Annotated in this window: 24 protein-coding genes; 15 read left to right on the forward strand and 9 right to left on the reverse strand. The window is 39.7% G+C overall.

Annotation, left to right across the window (positions count from 1 at the left end; translation table 11 throughout):
* Positions 1-47 precede the first annotated feature (47 nt).
* Positions 48-950, reverse strand: a complete 903-nt coding sequence (locus AT864_RS10070) for a MerR family transcriptional regulator (RefSeq protein WP_066148771.1) — start codon at positions 948-950, stop codon at positions 48-50.
* Between the two features lie 666 nt (positions 951-1616).
* Here AT864_RS10070 and AT864_RS10075 point away from each other — a divergent pair.
* The gene (locus AT864_RS10075) at positions 1617-1880 is read left to right on the forward strand and encodes a DUF2573 family protein (protein ID WP_066148773.1); all 264 of its coding nucleotides are present in this window, start codon (positions 1617-1619) and stop codon (positions 1878-1880) included.
* A 99-nt stretch (positions 1881-1979) separates the two neighbouring features.
* Here AT864_RS10075 and AT864_RS10080 read toward each other — a convergent pair whose 3' ends face one another.
* Together AT864_RS10080 and AT864_RS10085 are read right to left on the reverse strand one after the other, a co-directional pair.
* Positions 1980-3068 (reverse strand): GGDEF domain-containing protein, encoded by a 1089-nt coding sequence (locus tag AT864_RS10080; protein WP_066148775.1) that lies wholly within the window; start codon positions 3066-3068, stop codon positions 1980-1982.
* A 418-nt stretch (positions 3069-3486) separates the two neighbouring features.
* Positions 3487-5151: an ABC transporter ATP-binding protein gene (locus AT864_RS10085; RefSeq protein ID WP_044742786.1), complete on the reverse strand. Its 1665-nt coding sequence runs from the start codon at positions 5149-5151 to the stop codon at positions 3487-3489.
* A 905-nt stretch (positions 5152-6056) separates the two neighbouring features.
* Between AT864_RS10085 and AT864_RS10090 the strand changes: the two genes are divergently transcribed.
* Together AT864_RS10090 and AT864_RS10095 are read left to right on the forward strand one after the other, a co-directional pair.
* The gene (locus AT864_RS10090; protein ID WP_066148777.1) at positions 6057-7790 is read left to right on the forward strand and encodes an ABC transporter ATP-binding protein; all 1734 of its coding nucleotides are present in this window, start codon (positions 6057-6059) and stop codon (positions 7788-7790) included.
* Positions 7791-7948: 158 nt separating this feature from the next.
* Positions 7949-8509: a nitroreductase gene (locus AT864_RS10095; protein ID WP_066148778.1), complete on the forward strand. Its 561-nt coding sequence runs from the start codon at positions 7949-7951 to the stop codon at positions 8507-8509.
* A 231-nt stretch (positions 8510-8740) separates the two neighbouring features.
* Here the strand turns inward: AT864_RS10095 and AT864_RS17920 are convergent, their stop codons facing one another.
* Entirely contained in the window at positions 8741-8908 is a 168-nt protein-coding gene (locus tag AT864_RS17920; RefSeq protein WP_156450527.1) for a hypothetical protein, read from the reverse strand.
* An 83-nt stretch (positions 8909-8991) separates the two neighbouring features.
* On the opposite strand from AT864_RS17920, the gene AT864_RS10100 reads away from it, so the two are divergent.
* Complete coding sequence (locus AT864_RS10100) at positions 8992-9579, forward strand: CotO family spore coat protein (RefSeq protein WP_066148780.1); 588 nt, start codon at positions 8992-8994, stop codon at positions 9577-9579.
* A 158-nt stretch (positions 9580-9737) separates the two neighbouring features.
* Here the strand turns inward: AT864_RS10100 and AT864_RS10105 are convergent, their stop codons facing one another.
* The 3 genes from AT864_RS10105 to AT864_RS10115 all read right to left on the reverse strand — a co-directional run bounded on the left by AT864_RS10105 (position 9738) and on the right by AT864_RS10115 (position 11410).
* Positions 9738-10220 (reverse strand): CotY/CotZ family spore coat protein, encoded by a 483-nt coding sequence (locus AT864_RS10105; RefSeq protein WP_044742782.1) that lies wholly within the window; start codon positions 10218-10220, stop codon positions 9738-9740.
* A 312-nt stretch (positions 10221-10532) separates the two neighbouring features.
* Positions 10533-11027 (reverse strand): spore coat protein, encoded by a 495-nt coding sequence (locus AT864_RS10110; RefSeq protein ID WP_044742781.1) that lies wholly within the window; start codon positions 11025-11027, stop codon positions 10533-10535.
* A gap of 101 nt (positions 11028-11128) precedes the next feature.
* A complete protein-coding gene (locus AT864_RS10115; RefSeq protein WP_044742780.1) occupies positions 11129-11410 on the reverse strand; it encodes a hypothetical protein in 282 nt (93 codons plus the stop codon).
* A 604-nt stretch (positions 11411-12014) separates the two neighbouring features.
* On the opposite strand from AT864_RS10115, the gene AT864_RS10120 reads away from it, so the two are divergent.
* From AT864_RS10120 to AT864_RS10150, 8 genes are all read left to right on the forward strand, one after another.
* Positions 12015-12374: a DUF1360 domain-containing protein gene (locus tag AT864_RS10120; RefSeq protein ID WP_066148782.1), complete on the forward strand. Its 360-nt coding sequence runs from the start codon at positions 12015-12017 to the stop codon at positions 12372-12374.
* A gap of 679 nt (positions 12375-13053) precedes the next feature.
* Positions 13054-13209 (forward strand): hypothetical protein, encoded by a 156-nt coding sequence (locus AT864_RS17925; RefSeq protein WP_156450528.1) that lies wholly within the window; start codon positions 13054-13056, stop codon positions 13207-13209.
* A 133-nt stretch (positions 13210-13342) separates the two neighbouring features.
* On the forward strand, positions 13343-13666 hold the full coding sequence (locus AT864_RS10125; RefSeq protein ID WP_066148783.1) for a hypothetical protein: 324 nt from the start codon (positions 13343-13345) through the stop codon (positions 13664-13666).
* 109 nt (positions 13667-13775) lie between these two features.
* Positions 13776-14129 (forward strand): hypothetical protein, encoded by a 354-nt coding sequence (locus AT864_RS10130; RefSeq protein ID WP_044742777.1) that lies wholly within the window; start codon positions 13776-13778, stop codon positions 14127-14129.
* A gap of 381 nt (positions 14130-14510) precedes the next feature.
* Entirely contained in the window at positions 14511-15278 is a 768-nt protein-coding gene (locus AT864_RS10135) for an SDR family oxidoreductase (RefSeq protein ID WP_066148786.1), read from the forward strand.
* Entirely contained in the window at positions 15265-15738 is a 474-nt protein-coding gene (locus AT864_RS10140; RefSeq protein ID WP_044742775.1) for a hypothetical protein, read from the forward strand. Before AT864_RS10135 ends, AT864_RS10140 begins: the two co-directional genes overlap by 14 nt.
* Positions 15725-16765, forward strand: coding sequence for an alpha/beta fold hydrolase (locus AT864_RS10145; RefSeq protein ID WP_066148787.1), 1041 nt, complete (start codon positions 15725-15727; stop codon positions 16763-16765). The genes AT864_RS10140 and AT864_RS10145 overlap by 14 nt, the downstream gene beginning before the upstream one ends.
* A 703-nt stretch (positions 16766-17468) precedes the next feature.
* A complete protein-coding gene (locus AT864_RS10150) occupies positions 17469-18755 on the forward strand; it encodes a glycosyltransferase family A protein (protein ID WP_066148788.1) in 1287 nt (428 codons plus the stop codon).
* Here AT864_RS10150 and AT864_RS10155 read toward each other — a convergent pair.
* Both AT864_RS10155 and AT864_RS10160 read right to left on the reverse strand, forming a co-directional pair.
* Complete coding sequence (locus AT864_RS10155; RefSeq protein ID WP_044742773.1) at positions 18752-18958, reverse strand: hypothetical protein; 207 nt, start codon at positions 18956-18958, stop codon at positions 18752-18754. The two genes, AT864_RS10150 and AT864_RS10155, sit on opposite strands and share 4 nt — an antisense overlap.
* Positions 18959-18975: 17 nt before the next feature.
* Positions 18976-19317: a hypothetical protein gene (locus tag AT864_RS10160; protein ID WP_044742772.1), complete on the reverse strand. Its 342-nt coding sequence runs from the start codon at positions 19315-19317 to the stop codon at positions 18976-18978.
* Positions 19318-20028: 711 nt separating this feature from the next.
* Between AT864_RS10160 and AT864_RS10165 the strand changes: the two genes are divergently transcribed.
* The 3 genes from AT864_RS10165 (at position 20029) to AT864_RS10175 (ending at position 23881) form a co-directional block, all read left to right on the forward strand.
* A complete protein-coding gene (locus tag AT864_RS10165) occupies positions 20029-21048 on the forward strand; it encodes a glycosyltransferase (RefSeq protein WP_066148790.1) in 1020 nt (339 codons plus the stop codon).
* Between the two features lie 695 nt (positions 21049-21743).
* A complete protein-coding gene (locus tag AT864_RS10170; protein ID WP_066148792.1) occupies positions 21744-22871 on the forward strand; it encodes a polysaccharide pyruvyl transferase family protein in 1128 nt (375 codons plus the stop codon).
* 2 nt (positions 22872-22873) lie between these two features.
* Complete coding sequence (locus AT864_RS10175; RefSeq protein ID WP_066148793.1) at positions 22874-23881, forward strand: glycosyltransferase; 1008 nt, start codon at positions 22874-22876, stop codon at positions 23879-23881.
* The last annotated feature ends 2 nt before the right edge of the window (positions 23882-23883 follow it).

The raw sequence follows: 23883 nt of genomic DNA on the forward strand, positions 1-23883 counted from the left end.
TCATTCATTAGTGAGCAAAAGAAACGGGGGAGCTTTGTTCCTTTGCTTTAGCGGTCTTTTACAAGGCTGAAAATGTCATCGGTCATTTGTAAATTTGGAGCTGTTCCTTCTTGGATATACGATGTTGTATCAGGGGACACAATATAAAATGAAATGTGCGGATAATGTTTGGCAACATGATGACATTTTGTAAGAAGATCGCTATTTTGTTCCAAGGAAGCCGTTGTATAAGCTGACAGCACCACTTTTTTTGGTGTTAATTGCTGAACGGCCGACTCGATGACATCAAAGGCAGAAATTCGTTCAAGCATGATCGTCTTCCAGCCGCAAAGCAAAGATTCTAATAAAATGATTTGCAGCCAAATTTCGTGCTGTTCCTGAGGAAAACATGCACCCAGCAGCAATGGCGCATGTTCATGGCAAGGGAAGTTGCGGCGTATTTGGATGAGAACATCGCGAACCACTACACTTGCTAACATTGCTTGATCTTTTCTCCAATGCCCCTGATCCCTGCGCTTTTCTACCTCTTGCAAAAAGGGAATGACGATGGAATGGAGGAAGGGCTGCAATCCATAGATCTGATATGATCGTTGTAGAGTGCGATAGATAGCTGCTTCATGATAAAGATCTCCCTCATGAAGTAATGTGCAAACAGATTCATGAGCCCATGAATGCGTGTCATCCGCCTGTTCGTTCAAGTTTTTCTGGTTGAGTGCCGCTTTTTCTTTTAGATGCAGCGCTGCTTGTTTGACAGACTGGCCTTTCTCTACTAAAGATTTCACATATAGAAGCTGTTGCACTTCTTCATCGCAGTAAATGCGGTATCCGTTGTCAAGCCGTTTCGGCTGAACGATTCCATACCGTTCCTCCCATTTGCGGATGACTTGCTTAGAAAGCCCTGTTATGGCGGCTACTTGCTGAATGTTATATGTCATGTCATTATTCGTCATTTTCACATCATCCTTTTTTGGCAGCATGGCTTATCCAATTGTGCTCGGAATCACGAATGATTTTCTTCATAAACTATATAACATGTCTCTTGATTTGTACAATAGGGGGACAATCAGCTCTTCGATAAAACGGCTTGTCTGACGATAGCTTTCCAGAGATTATTCGCTTCCTCTGCGAGTGATAGTTTTCATGATGGTGGAAAATAAATGGATGCATTTGTTGTTCTTGTGCCGTGTAAATACGATGAGTAAATGATATCTGTAAAAACCAACAGTTAAAATCGGTTATCACCTGCTCACTTCTTAAGGAATATTGCCGTATCAAGTTGTATTCATCATATAGTAGCAAACATAGTTGCGAGCAAACCGGGCGCATTTTTTGCGATGTTGGTAAAATTTTGTTTATAATGGATACAACATGCGGCAAGATTCTCGGCCTCTTTTTTAAAGAACAAGGAAGCGGGACGATGGATCGCTGTTGAGAATATGGGGTTAGGGATGGAACATCAAGCACCTGTTGTCGTTTAATTTTTTTAAAGTAGTCGCCGCTATATGGTTTAGCAGCTGAACAAGTGGCACTTATTGGCTTGCTGGGCTGAGGTAGTGAAGATGGCCTCTTTTATGTTAGCTGATGATCAAATAAAGGATATCGGAGGGAGATAAAAAATGAATGAATCCTTTATCGAACAGTTTGAAGCACTTATTGAGAAGTATACAGAATTGCTGCTTGGACAAAGCAATCATGAGTTAAAAGAGAAGGTCAAGGTTTGGATTCTTTATTCCCATATTGCCAAATCTATGCCCGCGCTTGGACAACACTGGAATCAATTGTATCCTGATGCGAAGGAACAAGTAAAAGTGATGATTCAGGAAATTAAGCATTTAAACGAACGGGAGCGCGCGAAAAAAGAAGGAGATCGCCGCATCTAAGCTTCGTTCATAGTCCTTCTACTGATTGAGCGAGCCATTTCAGCTTCTACGCATAGCGTAAAGGAAAGCGGGACCCGTTCAAAGGAGAGAGAAATGGCATTACGATGGAATAGTAGGTTGTTGAAACACAATTCGATTGCGGCCAATTTGCTTGGCTATATATAAATATTGATCAGCTTGTTCGATTGCTTTTTCAATCCCCGTTTGCCTATTTAATCGCGCAAGACCGATGGAGACGGTGATATGCGGCATTTCTGTTCCATCTATTGTATAGAAAGTATGCTGGGCAATGGCACCCCGAAGATTCTCAAGCAGTGCAACCGCTTCCTTTTCACTATATACCATGATGCAAATAATAAATTCCTCTCCCCCGTAACGTCCAACAATGATTCGCTCTGGAATAAACTCCTTAATCATATCGGCTAGTTTTTTTAATACTTCATCCCCGTTTTGGTGCCCATATGTGTCATTGATTCTTTTAAAAAAATCGATATCAAGCATCGCGATATAATAAGACGGTCCTTGTTTTTGGCTGTTGACGACCTCTACAAATTTTCTCATGTTGTATAAATGGGTAAGGGGATCGTGGTCCGCGTAAAATCGGAGCTTTCTTATAAGCTGGAGCTGCTTTTTGCCCAAATAAATGAAGAAAAGCAATAGAAGTGCTCCTAGTTGAAAGGAAAGAAAATGAATGAATGTTTCCTTTTGAAATACCTCTCCATTAAAAGGAGAAAAAAGAAGGATCGGAAACTGGGAAATTAGCCAAATGAAAGAAAAGAGGAAGAACACTTGGATGTAATGAAATCCTTTTTTGAGCTTGAAGCGATAATATAAAAGGGATAAAAAAGTAGGCAGCATCCATTCGAATAAAATGCTTGCAAAGGTACCTTCTCCTTCTAATATCCACCTCCACGCAACGACGAAGCAAAGGGCAGGAAGAGCATAGCTTGTACCATGCAGCATAGCTAAAATGACAAGGGGGAGCGTTTGCCAATTCCAGTTCTGTCCGCTGTTTATAGCCAGCAAATCAAACAAGCTGATGGTTGCCAACGACACGATCAGAATATGCAGCCATTTGACTTGGTTAGCAGAGAAATATTTCTCTTCATCATTTTGCAAGTAAAGGGCTTGAATGAATAAGTGCATCAGCAGCAAGATACCTATATTCGCTAGTATGAATAGAATCATTCGCCTCACCTCAAATGAATAAAATAATAGACTTTTGAAAATTATAGAAAAAAACAAAAGGAAAAGATAGAGGGATTTTAATAAATTTTTATTATATAAGATGAAACGAATGCTTTCTGGAGCATCGACTGTTGTTTTAACACATTCACTGAGAAGACCCCACTTCTAAACGGAGTAGAGGTGGGGGAGGTTATGCTCAAAGCAAAAGAATAAAAAATGATAGAAACCGAGGCACCGGCCTCGGTTTTTTCATCAGGGTATCCAATACTTCCCCTTACACGCAGAAGGAGTGATGGATTTTTCTCACAGGCTGGGACATGGATCGGGGAAGAGTCAAATTGTCCAAAGAGCACAAAATCTAGGCAATTTGTAACATGTGAACATCATTGCAAATTTTACGATAAAATCATGAGTTTTGCTAATTGGTGGCCATGATTGCTTCTCCTTGGGAATGGGCATGTAAGTGGATGATTTTGTTACATACTGACTCAAAATCATTGCCATGGTCTATAATGATAAAAATGGAATGTGATGAGCCGTTTTCGATTAATTTCTTTATCTTTTCTTTACCGCTAAAATCCATATGAGAAATTGCTTCATCAAACATGATGATGGTTGCCCCTTTTAAAAGAGCTCTGGCAATAGCAATTCGTTGAATTTGGCCTCCTGATAAATTTTTACCGTTTTCCCCGACTAATGTCTTTTCTTTATCAGGCAATTTTTCTATCATATCATCTAAACCAGTCGCTCTCAGCACTTCCATATAAGTATTCGAATCAACGTTTTCTACACCATATTTAATATTGTTTTCAATTGTATCGTTGAATAAATAGATTTTTTGCGATACGATGCCAATGTTTTTCCGAAGCGATTTTTTATCGATGTCATGAATCGGTATTCCATTTATAAGAACTTGTCCTTTTTGCACATTATATAATCCCATTAATATTCTAAGTATTGTTGTTTTGCCGGTTCCATTTTTCCCCTTTATTAGAAGATTATCAGAAGGGGCTAGTGAAAAACTTACATTGTTCAAGATATAGGGCTGGTCTTCTTTATATCTGAAAGATACGCCTTTAAACTCAATGCTCTTAATATCATTTATTTTGACTTTATTCTGCTCCTCATCTTCTCCTATTTGCTCCATAAATATATGAAGCCTTTTCAGACTTACTAATGCCGGCTGGATTGTCAGAACAGTAGCCGATATATTTTGAATAGGCGAATACAGTCTAGGGAGATAGTTCATAAATACCATATATCCGCCTATTGTCATGTTGTTCAATATGACATCTTTCCCGCCCATAACGATTAATAAAACAGAAGACAGCGAACCAACCAAAACAATTAATTCCATACCAATTGAATAAAAGATTGATTGTTTAATATTGGCAGCCACTAGATCTTTAGCTGCTGAATGGATTTTTTCTGTTTCCTTATCCTCTACTGAGAGATTTTTAACTTCTTCGATCCCCTGTACGGACTGCTGTATTTTGTTGTTTAAAACGGCACTTTTTTCAGCAGTTTCAGTAGATATATGAAATATCGAAGACAAGAATTTGTTTGAAATTATATAATATACTGGCATTAACAGGCATAAAATGAATGTTAATTTGGAATTAATTGTTGTCAGAATAATAAAGGTAGCAACTAGTTCAAAAAAACTTAGCAAAATTTTAAAGGTGTTGGCAGAAAACAATCCCCCTATATGGTTTACCTCATTTAATCTTGATGTAATATATCCGCTGGGGTAAAAATGGAAAAACTCCATAGGTAGCTTCAGTAGCCGTGTTGATATATTTTGCCGAATATTCAATACGATATTTTGGCTTACTTTTGTAAAAACTACATTGGAAAAATAGTTGAGCATGCTCTTACTTACATATACGAATGCAAGTATTGCACTGAATATAAGAACATAGTGATAATCTTTTTTGGCTATTCCAAAATCAAAAATATTCTTAATGATTAATCCTGGAAGTACCGTAATCGCAGAAAGAACAACTAATAAAAGAAAAGCGATGGACAAGTTCTTTTTAAAATCTTTTAAATAGCTAAACAATAATTTTGCGCTGTTGCTCATATATATCCTCCTAGTTTCGTTAGTTGAGGTAATGGAACAATAAGTATCTGGATCTTTCTAAAGAAATGAATAGTACAAATTTTACATATCTCTTCGTTAAAATCCTTTTGAAAATCTGTTTCTTATTTTGATTGACATCTTTTGTATTTTTCATTTTAAATTATATAGGTCAAAGATTCCTATCGAAAGATGATAAAATGAACGATTATTATGTCCTTGTGATATTACTTATTGAAGCATTCATCACATTCATCATCTTTGTTTTTTATAAATAATTCTGGTGCTGCTTCACACTTGGACTCTACGATGAAGTTAATTTATAACTACAATCCTATAGCTGTGACCGATTGGGTTTATTATAATGATATATTTTTGATTATAGTAATTATTTAACTAAAAAAGTAGATATTGCTCATAAAGTAGTCGGCAATCAAAAGGGAAAAGTATGAAAAACGGCGCTTGTGCACTGCGGTCCGAAAAGTGGACAGTATAATTTCCATTAACGTGAAGGAATCAGCGTGATCAAGCTCTGGTTTCTTTCCTTTTCCCGCTTTTTTTCAGTATCCCAGAACCCCTTGGAACGGTCAAGGATAAGCATTGGACAGCCTCACGGAATCTGATGGAAGGTTCATATAAATTGATCCAGCAGGATTAAAAAAATAGGGCAACCGCAGCATCAATCCAGACGTTTTCTTTTATTGACAAGAGCTTGATTGTAAAATTATAATCAAAAATGATTTTCATTATCATTCATTAGGTGTCCGCGACCTATTTTAAATGGGTTGTTATCGACATTTGAAAATTGATTCGAGTTTGGAAGGCGATAGAGAGAAAGAGTGAATGGCGGGGAAGCGCTGAAGTCTGTACAATGTATATAGAGCTTCGATGAAAAGGGGGTAGTAAAGATGATTCGAAGGTTTTTCGCTTATTATAAACCATATAAAAGATTATTTTTGCTTGATTTTTCTTGTGCTGTATTAGCAGCCATTATTGAATTAATGTTTCCGCTTGCGGTGAATCAAGTGGTAGACGATCTATTGCCGAGCGGGAATTGGAGCCTAATATTATGGGCTTGTGTAGGACTGTTGTTCATTTATCTTTTGAATGCTTTGCTCAACTACGTTGTTACGTATTGGGGCCATAAATTAGGGATCAATATTGAGACAGATATGCGCAACGAATCGTTTCAGCACGTTCAAAAGCTTTCTTTTCGCTATTTTGATAACACAAAGACGGGACATTTAGTCTCACGCATGACGAACGATTTAATGGATATTGGAGAAATGGCTCATCATGGTCCAGAGGATTTGTTTATTGCCATCATGACGTTGCTTGGCACATTTGGGATTATGCTTGCGGTGAACCCCAAGCTGGCCGTGATGATTTTTATTCTCGTTCCGATTATTATGCTGTTGACGATTTATTTTGGGAAGCAAATGTCCGCGGCATTTTCGCAGCTATTTGGCGATATTGCAAACTTTAATGCACGTGTTGAAAACAATGTAAGCGGTATTCGTGTTGTGCAGTCCTTTACTAATGAAGAGCATGAAATTGCGAAATTTAAAGAAAGCAACGATCTCTTTCGTTGGACAAAACTGCGCTCTTATCGAATTATGGCCAATAACTCATCCATGAATTATGTTTTAACGAAAATTCTTTCCTTGTTTGTGCTGCTGGCAGGAGCGTGGTTTGTGATTGATGGGCAAATGACATATGGTGAATTTATCGCTTTCTTATTATTAGCCAACGTGTTGATCGGGCCCATTCAAAAAATTAACGCGGTCATTGAAACATATCCAAAGGGCATTGCCGGCTTTAAACGTTTTATCGAGTTTTTAGAGACAAAACCAGAAATTACGGACCACCCTCATGCGCTTCAGCTGTCACATGTCCATGGGGAAATTCGTTATGAGAATGTGTCGTTTTCCTATAAACATGATAAACGTGTGCTGGATCACTTAAATCTTCATATTCGTCCGGGAGAAACCATTGCATTGGTAGGGCCTTCAGGTTCGGGAAAATCGACGATTTGCCATCTCCTGCCGCGATTTTATGAGCGAGATCGTGGCCGCATCATGATTGATGGAATCGATATTCAGGATATTTCTTTAAAGTCTCTGCGTTCACATATCGGCATTGTGCAACAGGATGTCTATCTTTTTGATGGCACCATCCGCGATAATATTGCTTACGGCAAATTAGATGCAACAGAAGAAGAAATTTGGGAAGCCGCAAGAAAAGCGCAATTAGAAGATGTGATCTACAGTCAAGCGGATGGATTAGATACGTTGATCGGGGAGAGAGGAGTGAAGCTGTCAGGCGGGCAAAAACAAAGAATCGCGATCGCAAGGATGTTTTTAAAAAATCCGTCTATTCTTATTTTAGATGAGGCTACATCCGCTTTAGATACAGAAACCGAACAAGCTGTGCAAGAAGCGTTGGATCATTTGGCACAGGGAAGAACAACCATTGTGATTGCGCATCGGCTGGCGACTATTAAAAAGGCTGATCGGATTGCCGTGGTAGCGGATCAGCGGATTATTGAAGAAGGGAGCCATGATGAGCTCATGCGGCGGAAAGGAGCTTATTATCGTCTTTATATGGCACAATTTGGTGATAGAGCCTCAGCAGGCATCTAAGGGAGAAGTGCTGCAATGATAATAGACGCAGGTGGGGGAATTCATATCTAATGAGGAGCAAGGTGAAGAAAAGGCTGAAGGGAAAGACATTTACAAATTCCTTCAATTTTGAAATAATTGTAATTGAAAATCATTATTATTATCATAAGGAGGCATAAATGATCACCATGCAGCAGGAATACAAAGTAGCTCATACCATTAAAGAGCGTCGGTCGATTAAGGAGTTTAAAGAAGATCCCATTCCAAAAGAAGTGATATGTGAATTATTAAATACAGCTGTTTGGGCGCCTAATCATGGATTAAGAGAGCCATGGCGTTTTATACTGTTTGTGAATGAAGGAAAAGAAAAACTGATTGATGCGATTGCTCAAGAATCCAATAATGGAAAGAATATTGATCTATTAAGAGAAAAGCTGCAACCGATTCCAGCGCATTTATTAGTCGTCATGCAGGAAGATCCGCGTCAAAAGCAATGGGAGGAGGATTTAGCGGCAACAAGTGCCTTAATCCAAAATTTCCAACTGGCTGCATGGGAAAAAGGAATTGGCGTTATATGGAAAACAGGAGCCAATATTTATTCGCCATCTTTCCGCAAAAAAGTAGGAGTAGAGCTGGGAGAAAAAATTGTTGGGCTATTACATATTGGCTACCCTGCTTCGATCCCACAGGCCAGACCGCGGACAAAAGCGGAAGAAAAATTAACCGTCATTGAATCATAACGAGATATAGGAAAAAATCATGTGTGCTGGCGATGGATCTTATATAAAGTCGTTTAAAACATATTCATCGAGAAGTCTCCCGCCTCTAAGTTGAAGTGTAGGTGGGAGACTACCATTGGTAAGAAGCGCGTGGATGATCCGCTGGCCGAACAACGCCGTCCCTTGAAATGGAGATGAAAGCGGCGTGGTTCGGGCTTCTGTCACGCTGACGAAAAAGCGAGTGAACGAGATTCATGCGACCGTAGCTGTTTGCATATGCCGTTTGTTCGATCCTCCAGAAAAACGTTCGTATTTTGCCAGCTGATGAATGGTTCGGTTTCCGCTTCTATCGATAGATTGATCAGGCCTCTCTAATTCCTCCTCTAAGCAACAGACAAGACGAAACGCTTGTGACTTCATGCACAATCCCTCCTGTTCACTTTCTGGTCATCAAAAAAGAGAGGGAACGCATAGAATAAACATGAACAGGAGGTGAAAATTGCATGAAAAGAAAACCATCACCTAAGCCATTGTTGTATATTGCGCAGCCGGGCTTTCAAAGAATGAATGCTCCGATGCAAAAAGTTGTTATAAAAAAGGAAAAGGATGTTTCGGAAACACCATATAAAGAAAAGAAGGATGAGACAGAGCAACATGTTGAAGAGGTAAAAGATGAAGTCAAAGATGTAGAAGAAGTGGAAGAAAAGTATGAGATGGTGGTTGAAGAAGCTGAGGATGCTACACAAACTGAAGCAGAGACGGAAGAGGAGAAAGCGGTGACGGAGCAAGAAGAAGTGACGGAACAAGAGGAAGAGGCAGAGCAAGAAGAAGAAACATGGAGCGATACGGATATACGTGAGCATCGGAAACGATTTACGGAGATGACGGTTGCCGAGAAAATCGATTATTTAACGAACTTGCCATCTTATGTACCTAAAGCGCTATGTATCATTGAAACAGAATCAGAAAACATTCGAGGTGTGATTGTAGAGAGAGAAGATAACAGAGTGAAAATTAGAAGAAGCGGCGATTTACGGTTATTGGAATTTGCGCAAAATGAAATTTTGAATATTCAAATATTAAGCTTCTGAATAAAATATATTCTGCAGGGTAAAAAATTTTTTTGGCCATCTTCTTGTTTGCTTCTTTCTTTATTGTATGAAAATAGACTGCCTCGTTGTATTGGGCAGTCTATTTTTAGGAACTTGACAGAAAAAATGCTGGTAGAACCAGCAGCCATTTTCCTTTCTTAACCGTGGTGATGGTGTTTTTTTGTATCTCTCGCACGGCCTACTAAATCAGGAGGTAAGCATTGAATAGCAGTGAAGTTCTGCAAGTCGACTTCGATGCAATAATTCGTTTTTTCGAGACCGAAGAAATCTGGATCGCAAGGATCGCAGACACTAATGGTTTCGCCATCTCCATCAACCGGTCTTAATAAAGATAACGTTGCGCAGCAGTCTTTAATATTTTCAACACGGAAGAAAATCGTTTTAAAGCATGCCATATCGCCAGTAAAGCCGCCCACATTTCCGAAAATAGTGAAAGGATCTCCTTTTTTTGTATAGAGGATAAAAGGAACGGTATCTCTTCCTGGAGAAATAGCAGGGTTTAACAAGTTGCTGAAGCAGCTAGTCGGGCACTGTTCTTCAATGGCTTCTTGCGCATCAAAAATTTCTTCAACCGCTCTGCATACGCAATTATAATCTTTATGATGCTTATCGTGGCCCATTTAATTCAACTCCTTATAACTGGTTTTATTGACCTTCTGTCCCTAACAGAGTATGTGCGTTCATTTTATAGTGTGTGGGCATTTGTCTAAAAATTAGGGAAAATATTCAAGAAAGAAATGTGTTTATCATGGAAAAGATTTGCTTTTTATGTTATAGATTTGCCTAAGAATGTTGGATTTGAAATGACAGATGAAAAGAAAATCTCAAGAGCCAAATGATAAAACACTGATTCATAATCGATGATACAAAAGCAATCGTGCTGGGAGAGGAAAGGTACAAAGGCGAGGGCGAATACCCTCGCCTTGACAGATTTAGAGAATGTCGATTTGTACAACAAGCGCGACGAGAATTTGAATCAATACTTGGAGGGAGATAGCAACATCAGTATCTGTAGTAGTAACAACGACGTTTTTAGAATTTTCGATGATCAATTTTTGTTTGTTTGCTTGAGTAATCGTTGCTTTTTGTAGCAATTCTTGTGTGACTGCCTCAGCACGGATGCTGTCAGCGATTGTTAAGTTAATGACTAATGCGATCGCTACTTGAAGAACAACTTGTAGAGCGACAGCTACTTGTGTTTCTGTAGAAGAGATTTCGATGTCGCAAGAGTCCTTAACGATAATGGTTTCTGACGATAATTGCTCTGTGTCAGCTCTCTGAACCGCATCCTGCATCACTGTAGAATTGTTGTCGCTATCATCACAGACGTTAAATCTGTTGTTATAGTAATTATTCGGCTCAAACCGTTTTTCAATGGGATGACATGCGGAACCGTGAGCCTGCCACGAATATGGTCTGGCTTCCATAGTTATTTTCCTCCTTTTTCTTTTAATACTATTAAATGCGGAAAGGATTTTTTTGTATATGATACTTGCCCTAGGGGATTGACCCATTTATTGCGTACTTGTCACGATTTTTTTCTGTTTTTTAACATATCTCTTAGAGTGGTGTTTTTTGGGGGTTCAGGAGTTTTGCTGGCTTTCGCGATTTTTGGTTGGTTTTGCTTTTCGAGAAATTCATTTACTTGGTTTTGTAAATTTCCTACTAGTGCTTTCAGCTGCTGTTTTTCGTCATCTGAAAGCTGCCGTCTGTGCTCGCTGCTTACGTTGTGCTTATTAAATGCATCTAAAATAAACAGTTTGGCTAAGCTTGATGAGATTTGCTCCAGGTTTTTTTTGTTATCAGACAAATGGATTCTCCTCCTTTCAATGTGTCACAGTGTCGGTCCTCAGGGCCGTTTTTTCTTTTGAGATGAACTGTTTTTTCAATTGGAATGCGGCAAAATGGAATAGAAACGTGGTAAATATCCTCCTTTCCTGTATACATATAATGCAAATGTGCCGATTTTTGATTGGATAAACATACAAATGCCTGTGCCCATTTTTTCTATTTTGCTTCACTGGGGCCGGCCATTTAGGATTCGGCCGTGTGAAGATCGGTTATTGCTGCTTTATTCTTATAAAAATAGGACTATTCTTTGATGGCTGTTTTTGTTGTTTATGGACAGGAGATATAGATGGAACTTGGCATGTTGATGTATCGATAATTTCAGGGGAGATGAGGTTTTAGATGTTCACATTTGCATCTTTTCAGAGCTTGGATTGACTGTCGATTGTCCGATGTCCAAGAGCCGATGGCTTTGCAGGTTCATATTGGCGTGGGAAAGAAAGTCCACAGATTTGGCTTCGAACGCCCATTCTATAGAGAGGATTGATCCATTCCCAAGTTCGCAGTTGGCTGAACATAATTGATTCCTCCCTGCATATGATGATAAGGAAAGTGAGGGGAAAGGGATGCTGAACAGTATTTCATATATAGAACTGTTCGTTTTTTCGTTTGCTGTTTTTCGGCTGACTAGATTGTTGGTCTACGATCAAATAACGAGTTTTATTAGAAAACCTTTTTTAGAGGAAGTTGTAGAAACAAATGATGAAAATGTGACAGAAACATATGTGGTCATTAAAGGAAAAGGGATTCGTGCCTTTCTAGGAGAGCTTTTAAGCTGTTACTGGTGCACAGGAATTTGGTGTGCGGCAGGATTATTTTTGGGAGGGTGGCTTTTTCCGGCAGTTTTTGAACCGGTGATCATGATCCTGGCGATTGCGGGAATGGCTGGAGTGATCGAAGCCATTGTAGAAAAATTAGTAGAATAGTTGATTTTGTTAACCATTATCAAAGAGTGAACATAAGATTATATAGAAATAGCTTGGTATTTCGGCTTTTCAAACCATTTATTGGGCCGTCCGGCTGGACATGAGTGCTCCCTCCAAGCCTTCTTTGGGAATAGACGAACTGATTTTTTGAACAGCGAAGAGCTGAAATTTCAAGTTAAATTTATTTGTAGAAGGGGGAGAAAGGATGGCACGAGAAAAGCATAAGAAGTCTGCAGAACCGGCTGAAAAGAAAGAGAAAGAAAACAAAAAAAAGAGAAGAGGCTGTGGATGCGGAAGAAGACGAAAAAAAGAATAAACATAAAGGTTTTGTTAGTAGGGCTCCTTTTCCTGAAGAATATAAAACAGGAAAATGGAGCTTTTTTTCATATTAGAATTTCTCTCCCTTATTAAAGAAGTAAGGCGCTGTCTAGCTTCAAACACCATCGGCTCGAGTCGCGTCGACTCACACTGGAAGGGTGCTTTGCGCTTTTTTTATTCATGATGTCGAGGATAGCCCATATCAATAAAGTAAATATGTTACAACAGACAAGCCGTTGAAGAGTCATTTTTGATAGATGTGGCTTTTAGCGTTGCCATCCAGTACAGATGATTTCACTCTATCAATCCAATAGGGTGTGTTGACATTTGATTTTCATCCTGAATAAGCAAGGAGTCTGTCATGTTGTTCAGCTTTTGGTCACGTTTTGACGTGACACGAGCCATTCGCCGATTTTCCTCCCATCATCGAATGAGCGATCTTTCTTTGGAGCGGCTATTATTGGATCGCCGCATCATCTCTATACGGATTGTCGGAATTTGTCCTGTACTCGATTGAGTATGGATATTTGTTTCGACTGTGAGCTGAAAAAATAGTTAATAGTTGATACAAGAGCCATTACAATCGCACACAACAATGATGATGGGAAAAAATAGAATATAATAACTTGCTTGAAAGGAGGAAAAGCAGAATGGCGAAAAAACTCGTTTTAGCGAATTTAGGGAGCTTCACAGATACACAGGTTCAACTGTTAAGACAGTTTAAAAATTTATTAGCGGCTTTGCCAGACAGTCAAAATATTTCTTTGAATTTGAATCCGACAGCTCAGCAGGACGTAAGTGCGCAGCAGGTTGGAGAAGATCTCGGTTTAACGATTACTTTAACAACACCTCTAGGAACCATCTCGTTTTCAATTGGTTTGGATTTACCGATTGAAGACTTGTTGAATACGATTTTAAATGTTGTGACAGCGATCATTTGTGCAATAGACCCAGATTTAAACATATGTTCCTAAATCTATGTTGAAATAGCATATTTTTTGAAATCTATTCTCTTTACCTACAGCATTTTCAATCAAAATGAGTATAGTATAGAGAAATCTAATAATAGGGGGAAAATAAATTATGAAGCTTAACCTTGGCGGGCTAGGAAATTCTGCGCAAGCAGCCGAGCTCATTAACCGAATTAACGAGGCTGTCAAGTCATTGGGAAATGGGAAGCTTACGACTAATAATACAGCGAGCACAGCGGCTCCATCAACAGCTCAAGCTAGCACACAGCAAGTAAGCGCACAACAAGTAATTGATCCAGACTTTGGATTGAGCATTTCGCTTACCACTCCGCTTGGTACGATTAGTTTTTCTTTTGATTTAGATCTTCCAGAAGTTGATCTAACAGAGATATTGAATATTTTACTAAGTGTCATTGAAGCAGTGCTCTGCGCCTTGTTCCCAACTTTAGATATTTGTACTCCTTAATTTAGCATCTCTTCATTAAGGGCTATATCTATATAGATGTAGCTCAACCTTCTTCGTAATTTATATTGGATATGGAGTTCAGATTGTTTTTCAATGGTGAGATGGCCGAACAACGAATCGCTTCACAAAACCATCAATGCGGCTGAAAGCGGTACAGTTCGGATCTTTGTCACGTGAATGAGCGACAGGGGAAGGTTAGTGAACTTGCCTTCGGCCGTTCATGTTTCAGAGATCCGTTATTCCATCTTTCAATTGCATTTGTATCGTAATCGATTGTGCAATGTAAAGAAAGCCATGTAAGATCATTCTGAGCGAAGCGAGGAATGAACGAGAGCATGGCTTTCTTTTGCGAAAAAAGCAGTAGAGAAGGGAGAAGCAATGATGCATCAATTATTTGATTTAACAAATAAAACAGCCATTGTTACAGGCGGAGGTACCGGGTTAGGAAAGCAAATTGCTATTGGGCTGGCAGAAGCAGGGGCGAATGTAGTGATTTGTTCACGCAAGCTGGAAAAGTGCGAGGAAGCATGCGAAGAAATTCGACAATTAGGAGCACCATCCATGGCTCTTGCCTGTGACGTGACTCAAGCGGATGATATCAAGCGGGTTTTACAGCAAACAAAGGAAAGGTTTGGAGCGCTTGATATTCTTGTCAACAATAGCGGAACATCATGGATGGCTCCCTTTTTCGATGTTCCTGAAGACAAATGGAAGAAAGTGATGGAGGTTAATGTCAAAGGGATGTTTTTATTTTCGCAAGCGGCTGGAAAAATGATGGCTGAGCAGCAGTCAGGGAAAATTATCAATATTGCTTCCATAGCCGGCATGTACGGACAGCAAGCAACATTGATGGATGCATGGCCCTATTCGACAAGTAAAGGTGCTGTGATTGCGCTGACAAAAGATTTAGCGGCCAAGCTAGCTCCTTTTCATGTACAGGTCAATGCGATTGCCCCAGGTTTTTTTCCTACAAAACTAACGTCTGCATTACAGCATGTCCGTGATGATCTTTTGGCAAAAACACCATCGGGGAGATTGGGGAATGCAGAGGATTTAAAGGGAGCTGCGATCTATCTTGCATCTAAAGCATCGGATTACGTGACAGGCCATATTCTTGTAGTGGACGGTGGAATGAGTGCGACCATATAACATAGAGGTTCAAATCAATAAAAATCTTTTCAAAGCTCGCAATTTAGATGCCATATATAAACAATTAAAAACAAAAAGCTTTCAGCTTGAAAACAAGGGAAATGCATCTATTCAGCAATTGTTGAATCATGAAGCATGGGTTCGGTTATTCGCTGTTTTAGAGCCGCTTATTTCTCGGCAAGTAGGGAAAATAAAAGCCCATCAGGAATTGCTATCCAATGTATTGAATCTTCCTTTAAAAAGCGATATGGCGAATATTGCCCAACTTGTCGTGGATACACAAGAAAAAATTGATGCCCTTGAAGAGCAGCTTTGGCCGCTATCTGATGTACGGCAACAAACCATACTTAATGAGAAAATCAACAAAATAGAAGCAGAATTAGGGGATATTCGAGAAATGCTGGCGAAGGTTGTTCACTCTTTGAATGAAGGGAAAGATATGAAAAATGGAGCAGAATGAATTAGTAGGGCATGTCCACAAAGAAATCAGCCGCTGGCGCAATATATGGACGGTACGATCAGATGCGGAGCGTGCAAATGAAACAAAACGAATTTCGATTTGGAAAAAAAACAAAGCTGTGCTATGGTATTATCCTTCTCCAGATAAAAAGTATGATATTCCGGTGTTTCATGTCTATTCGCTCGTGAATCGCGCCTCCATTTTGGACTTGGCCCCGGGCACAAGCTTAATTGAGGGATTTGGATCGAGAGGATATGACGTTTATTTGCTAGATTGGGGAGCTCCTGCTTATGAGGACAAAGATATCACGCTAGAAAACTATATTGTTTCATATCTTCAGCAGGCAGTGAAACGGGCAATCAGGCATTCGGGAGCCGCTGAAATTTCATTAATCGGCTACTGCTTAGGAGGGACAATGGCCGCGATTTATGCTGCCATTGCGGAGGAACCGATTCGAAATTTAATTTTCATTGCTACACCGGTGGATATGAAAAATCTCCCCATTATGAATAAATGGGTGGAGGCGCTTCGAAGCGGAACGATTCAGCCTGCTTCATTTTTTCGCGAGATCGGCATCGTACCAAGGGAATTCATTAAGGCAGGAGTTCGATTATGCACAGTTCCTCTTTACTTTAGCCACTATTTCTCTCTTTTGCAGCGCGCCCATGATGAAGCCTATGTGAGGAAATGGAAGCTTTTCAACGATTGGACGAACGATCATATTCCTTTTTCGAGTGCCGCTTTTCTTGATTTAATGGATTTGGTTGCTCAAAATAAAATAATCAATGGCCTCCTTCGAATAAAGGGAAAGTCTGTTCAATTGGAAAATATCACGGCCAATTTGTTGGTTGTGTGCACAAATGGAGATCGCTTAATTCCAGCTGAATTATCTTATCCGATCATCGAAAAAGCTTCAAGCCATGATAAAACATATCAACAAGTGGAAGGAGGACACGTATCGTTTGCGTTACAAGGAGGAATGCCGGAATTTTGGGATGAATGGCTAAAGCAGCGCTCGTCCTTATAGCTTCTCCCTTTTATCATCTGTTTTGTTCCCTGTTCCATTATGGATAGGGACTATTTTTTTATGTTTTTACTGGCAGGCCTTCTAACAAAGCCTAGCTGTTTTTTTACTTTAACCTATATGGACCGGAATGAACCTCTCCTCCCGTTCCTTCGTGTAGAGGAGGAGACTTCTCGGTGGGGGGTGTGAAAAAAATCGTCATCAATGAAAAAGCTTCGTCGGACGGAAAGAATAACGGAAACAGGTGCGGATAATTCCAATGGTGGACGACCGGACAACGCCGCTTTACAGAATGGTGAATAGGTCTGAAAGCGGCGTTGTTTCAATCTTTGTCACGTATCCGCAGCTGTAGATTGTAGATTTTGATTTGATAGATGAGTATGGAAAGTATGATGCCGTCCATTCATGTGATGAAGCGACAGTTGAAGATCTTTCATCCCTTCCGTCTTTTTTACTATTAAGCTGAATCTGTATAGATGTTTATGACAAAAACTCCATCACCGTCGGAAGGAGGAAAAGCGGCCATTCACTCATCATAGATGAAGGGACTATTTTTGGATAGGTGGAAAGGCAGATATGATCATATTGAATGATTTTGCAGAGCGGAATGCACCGTCTCTACATATATATGAATAACAGTTTCCCTATTCAGAGCGCTGGAGCTTGTCTGTTTATGTGATAAAGAAAGAACATTGGAGGGATGATAGTGGCGGAAGATATTCATGTGTTGCTTTTAGATTATACATCGCCGATTTCATTATCGAAGGCGCTTATTTCTTTACAGCTTCTTCACTCGCGGATCAAACATATTACCATAATAAATAAAGGGGATTTAGTTCCTTCGCTTCATATTCCCGCCTTGCCGCAACCGGTCACATACCAAAAGATCATCGAGGAAAATTTAGGGAAAACAATCCAACAGCTTGTTAGAGCAAGAGGGTGCGAATATACATTATTTCTGTACGATCATGATTATTTAACAGAAAAAATTCAACACGTATTATTGCAATTAGAGAAAGACAATATGATGATGGTCGATTCGTATCGTGTCCGCGATTTAACGATACAGCGTCCTTTTTTAGTAAAAACGCGTCTTTTGCAGCAATCCTCTTCTTTAGTGGAGCGCCAAGTCCCGTTCAAGGAAGCGGTATTGCCTTGCTGGTTCAGTCGTTTAAACGCAGTCAATACGATCATGATTTCGGAGGGGGCGGTCAAGCAAACAAGAAGCGTTGCGAATCATACTAGCTTTTATAAACAAGAGATGATCCAGAAATACTTTAGCCGTCCTATAAATCTCACAGAATCCCCTTCAATTTCCATTATGTTGGCGAATTACAATATGGAACAATATATTGACATCGCTCTTGCCTCTTGTTTTTATCAAACGGTACAACCTGATCAAATATTGGTGATTGACGATGGCTCAAGGGATCGCTCCTATGAAAAAATCCAAAAGTGGAACGGGGTAATCCCTCTCGAAAGCTTCCAGCAAATAAATAGCGGGAAAGCGCGTGCTTTCAATCAATTATTGCCGCAAATCAAGTCGGATTTTGTGTTGGAGCTGGATGCCGATGATTGGCTGGATCCTGATGCAATAGCTGTTTTAAAACAGCATTTGGCCCATCTTTCCGAGGAAGTTTCTGTTCTTTATGGGAATTTGAGATTTTGGAAGCAACAAAACAATGGGGATGTTATATTTAAAGGAATTCGAAAAGGGAAGCCTGTTCACAATCAGCAGGATTTAATAGAATATCCTTTTCCGCTGGGACCGCGTATCTATAGAACGTCGGCTTTAAAAGAAAATGGCGGCTTCCCTGTAAAAGATTTTCAGGATGGCCGCCTGTACGAGGATGTACTAGTGTTAAATGATTTATTAAAAAAGGGACGTCTTCATTATGAAAATTTTACTATATATAATGTTCGTAGGCATCATGCAAGCATTACGAAAAAAAATCACTCCAAATGGAGCGAATTCATCAAATATCTTGATTAAGAAGCGATCGGGAAGCGGATAAAGTTAATGTCAGCAATTAAAATAAAATGTGTGACATTGCTGTATCCAGTAAATTCTACCACTACAATCGAGTTATCTTTTAAGCCTCCTAAAATCCCGGATACAAATAAATCATTCGTTTCAAGCTCTACCAATTGACCAACACGCTTTGCAAGTTCTTCTCTAAATGTGGGACTAAACATAGAAGTGGTTCCCTCCTTTAAATTTCATTAACTTCTTCAATTTTGTCCAGGGGAATCAAAACTAATGAACCATCAAACTCTACCATTACGATATAATCCTCCTGAATCGCAATCAGTGTGCCACTAATCACTTCACTTGGAGTTGTAACGGCAATTTCCTTATAAAGATATTGCTCGAGCCCGCCAGGAGTTGGAGGACTAGGACATGGGAGATGAATAGAAAAATCAAGATCGATACCTAGCAGGTCAATCATAAAGGAGAAATCGATCCCGCAGTTAGCGGAGTCCGTCGGCGTTAATCGTTGTGTAAGAGCAACGAGCTGTTTTTTTAATTTTTCTGTTTGTGGATTAGTTGCCAATGTAACCATCCTTTCATTCATTGATGTTTGATACTTTGATAGTATATGTATCAACGGATTCTCTTGGATAAGCGATTTCACTAGGAATTGCATATTTGATGCAATTAACTATATAGATTTGGAGCGAAAAATCGACAGCGACGGAAAGTGTTTCAGTGTGGAGAAAGAATAACAGAAAATGGTTTGTGAATGTTGGATATTCACTAGTATTTATTTTTATATAGAGGCAATTGGATACATCAACTTTATTCCAAAGTGAGCAGGTGATAAGCCATTTCGCTAGTCGGGCGACTAAACAACATCGTTTGCTGACAAAGGGATTGGTCAGCCGTCGGTGTTGTTCCACCTTTCGTCACACGGACGCGAAGAGAGTTTCATCTTCAAGGGATGTTGTAGCTTATCGTTTGCTAGCGAAACCATTTTTTCTCGTACTTTTTCCGCTATATTTCATAGTATGTATAGAGAGGCAACTTGACATATCGACATTTTCGCTTCTTCGCTGAAGCGATTGTTGGCTTTCGGCAGTTGAGTGGTCAAACAATGTCGTTCCCAGGTCTGAAAGACACTTCATTGTTCGATCTTCCATCGTGATGGAAGCAAGTCACCGTCTTGTCTCCAACTGTCGAAAAAATCAAGTCGCTTCTTTCCAATCTGCTATAAATCCATCTTTAAAATTGTATATAGAGGAAAAATGGTGATGGAGGGATCATGATGAACATGATTATTTTTCCCCCGACGATTGATTGGTCATGGATGAGGCAACGGCCGCAACAATTGGCCAAGCAGCTGGCTAAAAGAGGATATACCGTTTTTTATTGCAATCAATCAACGCAAAAGAAGCCTGTAGAAGAAATGATGCCAAGATTATATGTTGTTCATCATTTTAGCAAATGGGTGAGAGAAGAGTATCCAAGACTGAAACAGACGGAAGGAAATGTAATTGGCCTATGGTGTACGTGGCCGAAATTAACACCTTATATAAAAAAAATGAAACCGGATTGGGTGATCTATGATTGCGTAGATGAAATGGAAAGATGGCAGCGTTACGAGCCGGAAATGGTAAAGCGATCAAATGCCATTATTTGCACGTCACAGCCTCTGTTTGAGCGGCTGCGAAAGGACTATCCCTTCAAGCGTATTGAGATTGTGCGAAATGGCTACGATCCCGATTTATCACTTCATCTAGAACATGCATCGTCCATCCTTCCACGTGATTTACCAAAAAATAATAGACCGCTAGTAGGTTATGTGGGGGCATGGGCACCGTGGATTGACGAAGAGCTTGTGCGGCGACTGCTGCGGGAGAAAATTGATTTGGTTGTCATTGGAGCCGAATTTGGTTTGAATTATTGTTCATATGGGAAATCGAACATGCATTTTCTAGGGCATAAAACGCATGAGCAGCTTGCGAACTATCTTCCTTTTTTTCATGTTTGTATCATCCCTTTCCAAAAGAATAAACTTACAGCCGCTGTTAATCCTGTAAAGGCATATGAATATTTAGCCGCTGGAAAGCCCGTCGTTTCAACTGATCTCCCCGAATGCAGACAGATGTATCCCTATGTAGAGATCGGACATTCTCATGATGAGTTTGTTTCCAAGGTACTTCACTATATCCATCATGCAGGAGATGCGTCTGACCGCATCCGCTATGCTTTACAGCACACTTGGGATCACCGCGGTGAGCAAATCGAAGCGATTATTAAAGAATTTACACATTTCAAGAGATAATATAACGACGAAAGATGTATTCTATCATCAAACAGATTGACGCTTTCGACATCATTTCTCATATTTGGAACTGGCACCATATCATTTATATAGAGAGGCAATTTGACATGTTAACATATTCACCTCTTTGAATAAACGACTGTTGGATGACCGAAGAACACCGCTTCCGGATCAATACATTTGTCTGGAAGGCGGTTCGTTGTTTGGTCATCTGTCATGCACATTGGTATGACGAAGGCAAGGCGAAAAAATCAAAGGCTGCTTTTGAATAGGCCATCTATTTCATCTTCTCGTTCAATCCCGATCATTCACAAATGGATCCAATGTCGAAATCTTTGATCGCTTATATAGAGGTTTTCAGTCTTGTTGCGAAAGTATGAAAATGCGCAGAGCGATATGCTCCAAGGATATTCTAGGTTTTCTGCCGTTCCGAAAATAGGAAAGAGCAATATAAATATAATCATAAACGTTGGCCATCTATTTTTATTAATGGAACGAACAAAGAAGTTTGTTTCTATGAAAATATGAAACAGAAACAATAATCATGCACTATGTGTGTGTTGCAAAATCCAATGGGTTGCTTAGCCTTTTGCTTTTATCGCTATCCGTTTTAGTAGGCGGAAAGAATAAACAAGAAGAGCTTATGGATGTCGAACCATTTACTTGTACTTACAAAAAGAAAAGGGTGATGTTATATGAAAGTATTAATCCATGGCTTTTATGGAGCTGGAAATGCCGGAGACGACGCTATTCTTCATTCTATTATCCGGACGCTTAAACAAGTCGATCATCGAATAGAAATTGTAGTGATTGCTTGGTCCAAAAACATAAAAGCGTATTATGGAGATGAAAAAATTGATTATATTTTCGGCTTAGATTTTAAGCGGATTACCCAAGTTTTAAAAGAAAGCGTACTATTGATTGTCGGGGGCGGAGGATTGTTTCAAGATTATAACACTTTTGCACCAGAAAATTTATTCATCGATCAAAAAGGAGCATTAAATTATTACTCAGCTCCCATTATTTTAGCGAAAATGCTAAATGTCAAAACCATGCTATATGCTGTTGGGATCGGTCCGCTAGCGAGCGAGGAATCGAAGCGGGCTATGAAGTGGATCGGCGAAATGGTCGACAGCATTACAGTAAGAGATGCTGCTTCAGCGCAGCTATTAACCTCGTTAGGTATCTCCAAGCAACAACTGTCTGCCGACCCAGTGATCACATTACCTGCTGCTGCTCAAACCAACTTCTCACTAAACAAAAAAACGTCGTTGCATAAATATATTGGATTGAATTTGCGCAATTGGTCATATGACCGCAAAAGCGCAAAGAAGGCGGAGCATCAGCTTATTTCTGTACTCAATCAGCTGTCTGAGAAATATTTGGTTACTTTTGTGATTATGTCTTTTAACAAACTACCATCAGAATTAGAAAAAGCGCGCCAGCTTGCTAAACGTCTTAAAGGAGATTCACTGATTTTGCCATATGATTGTTCTCCGGAGGAATATAAATCGATGTGTAGAGAGCTGGATTTAATGATTGCGATGCGGCTTCATGCCAGTATTTTTGCTTTGAGCGAAGGAGTGCCAAGCATCGGGTTATCCTATGATGACAAAGTAAGCGGTCTTTATCAAGAACTCGATTTAAAGCCATATTGCTTTCCTATTGAAAAGATCGATATATCCTCTCTCCGCATGATCATCGAGGACTGTCTGACCAACCCTCAAAATCATCGCCGGTTGATTCAAGATAACGTTACCGCTTTGCAAGAAAGAGAACGGATCAATCAAACCGTTCTTATGAAAATGCTTGGGGGGATGTAAGGATGGACAGCAGCCCGTTAAAAATCGTATTTATTGGCAGGTATACAGAGGGAGAAACAGGAATTGTCCGCAGCATTCAAATGGGGTTGCTTGAAAATGGCTATCAAGTGCATGAGATCAATTTAAAGCTAAGACCCCATCTCATTTATAATCCTTATCGTCGTTTTGGCGGCCATGGACCTGTGTATGTGAAATGGCCAGCTATTAAGGAAGAGGTGGCCCGCTTTCAACCAGATATCATTCTGTTTTGTGCCGGAGGATTGACATTTCAGCCGGAGGTTCTAGAAGAAGTCAAAAAATATTGCACGGTCATTGGAATAACATTAAGCGATCCGGATGTGTATCCGACTGTCAGGCAGTTCGTTGGAAAATTTGATTACCACACAACGAATTCAGTTTTATCCTATAAGCAATATAAGAAAGCAGGGATAACGAATACTTTTTATATGCCGTTTGGGATCGACTCGCGCTTTTTTATTCCACGAGAGCCTGTTGCCAAGTACCAATCAGATGTTTCAATCATTGGCCATTATCGGCCCAATCGATTAGAAATTGCCCAATCGCTTCAAGATATTTTTCAAGCAAAAATTTTTGGAAGAGGATGGCCTTTGAAATCGGAAGGTCCTGTATATGGCGAGGAATGGTTTCAAGCGATGCATTCGGCGAAAATGGTCGTCAATTTTCCAAAAACAGGTGCAGGGTATACGAATGTGAAAGTTGGTGTCTTTGAAGCGGTGGCTACGGGAAGGTTGTTATTTACAGAGTATTTCGATGAAATGCGTCAGTTTTTTGAATATGATAAAGAAATTGTCGGATATAAAAATAAAGAGGATTTAATTGGAAAAATTCGTTACTATTTAGATCACCCTGACGAGGCTGAAGCGATTGCCCGTGCCGGACAAGAACGATGTGCTAAATGCCATACATGGAAGCAGCGTCTCCATACATTTTTCAGTGAGATCACATTAAAGACACCAGAAAAATCGTGGAGTGACTTACTCCAATCATAATC

Origin of the sequence: Anoxybacillus sp. P3H1B, from assembly GCF_001560855.1 — a bacterium.
Taxonomy (GTDB): domain Bacteria; phylum Bacillota; class Bacilli; order Bacillales; family Anoxybacillaceae; genus Anoxybacteroides; species Anoxybacteroides rupiense.

Bases quoted from the DNA above. Each gene is read 5' to 3' on its own strand.
- AT864_RS10105 (WP_044742782.1), bottom strand. From the start codon at position 10,220: ATGGGCCACGATAAGCATCATAAAGATTATAATTGCGTATGCAGAGCG.
- AT864_RS10145 (WP_066148787.1), top strand. From the start codon at position 15,725: ATGGAGCAGAATGAATTAGTAGGGCATGTCCACAAAGAAATCAGCCGC.
- AT864_RS10080 (WP_066148775.1), bottom strand. From the start codon at position 3,068: ATGATTCTATTCATACTAGCGAATATAGGTATCTTGCTGCTGATGCAC.
- AT864_RS10170 (WP_066148792.1), top strand. From the start codon at position 21,744: ATGAAAGTATTAATCCATGGCTTTTATGGAGCTGGAAATGCCGGAGAC.
- AT864_RS10075 (WP_066148773.1), top strand. From the start codon at position 1,617: ATGAATGAATCCTTTATCGAACAGTTTGAAGCACTTATTGAGAAGTAT.
- AT864_RS10090 (WP_066148777.1), top strand. From the start codon at position 6,057: ATGATTCGAAGGTTTTTCGCTTATTATAAACCATATAAAAGATTATTT.
- AT864_RS10175 (WP_066148793.1), top strand. From the start codon at position 22,874: ATGGACAGCAGCCCGTTAAAAATCGTATTTATTGGCAGGTATACAGAG.
- AT864_RS10130 (WP_044742777.1), top strand. From the start codon at position 13,776: ATGAAGCTTAACCTTGGCGGGCTAGGAAATTCTGCGCAAGCAGCCGAG.
- AT864_RS10125 (WP_066148783.1), top strand. From the start codon at position 13,343: ATGGCGAAAAAACTCGTTTTAGCGAATTTAGGGAGCTTCACAGATACA.
- AT864_RS17925 (WP_156450528.1), top strand. From the start codon at position 13,054: ATGTTGTTCAGCTTTTGGTCACGTTTTGACGTGACACGAGCCATTCGC.
- AT864_RS10095 (WP_066148778.1), top strand. From the start codon at position 7,949: ATGATCACCATGCAGCAGGAATACAAAGTAGCTCATACCATTAAAGAG.
- AT864_RS10070 (WP_066148771.1), bottom strand. From the start codon at position 950: ATGACGAATAATGACATGACATATAACATTCAGCAAGTAGCCGCCATA.
- AT864_RS10110 (WP_044742781.1), bottom strand. From the start codon at position 11,027: ATGGAAGCCAGACCATATTCGTGGCAGGCTCACGGTTCCGCATGTCAT.
- AT864_RS10120 (WP_066148782.1), top strand. From the start codon at position 12,015: ATGCTGAACAGTATTTCATATATAGAACTGTTCGTTTTTTCGTTTGCT.
- AT864_RS17920 (WP_156450527.1), bottom strand. From the start codon at position 8,908: ATGAAGTCACAAGCGTTTCGTCTTGTCTGTTGCTTAGAGGAGGAATTA.
- AT864_RS10085 (WP_044742786.1), bottom strand. From the start codon at position 5,151: ATGAGCAACAGCGCAAAATTATTGTTTAGCTATTTAAAAGATTTTAAA.
- AT864_RS10165 (WP_066148790.1), top strand. From the start codon at position 20,029: ATGAACATGATTATTTTTCCCCCGACGATTGATTGGTCATGGATGAGG.
- AT864_RS10100 (WP_066148780.1), top strand. From the start codon at position 8,992: ATGAAAAGAAAACCATCACCTAAGCCATTGTTGTATATTGCGCAGCCG.
- AT864_RS10155 (WP_044742773.1), bottom strand. From the start codon at position 18,958: ATGTTTAGTCCCACATTTAGAGAAGAACTTGCAAAGCGTGTTGGTCAA.
- AT864_RS10135 (WP_066148786.1), top strand. From the start codon at position 14,511: ATGCATCAATTATTTGATTTAACAAATAAAACAGCCATTGTTACAGGC.